The organism is Tritonibacter sp. SIMBA_163 (assembly GCF_046535935.1).
In the GTDB taxonomy this organism is placed as follows: Bacteria; Pseudomonadota; Alphaproteobacteria; order Rhodobacterales; family Rhodobacteraceae; genus Epibacterium; species Epibacterium scottomollicae.
The window spans coordinates 1-238 of record NZ_JAWJBP010001255.1 but is presented as its reverse complement, the minus strand read 5'-3'; the positions used below and the strand labels follow the sequence as shown (position 1 = coordinate 238).

Annotated in this window: 1 pseudogene; it reads left to right on the top strand. The window is 63.0% G+C overall.

The annotated features are described in order from the left end of the window. Positions 1-10: 10 nt before the first annotated feature. Positions 11-238 (top strand): annotated as a pseudogene (locus R0J92_RS26345) (ABC transporter substrate-binding protein); the annotation flags it as partial.

Sequence of the window (238 nt, the reverse complement as noted above, 5' to 3'; positions counted from 1 at the left end):
CGAATAGGCCGAATATCTCGACCGCTCGAAGGCCAAGGATCGCGACGGCGCCGTCATGCTCGGCTGGACCGGCGACAACGGCGACCCGGACAACTTCCTCGACACGCTGCTCGGCTGCAACGCAGTCGGCGGCAATAACCGCGCCCAGTGGTGCAACGAGGAGTTCGATGCACTGGTGAAGAAGGCCAAGGTGACTTCCGACCAGGCAGAGCGCACCAAGCTCTACGAGGAAGCACAG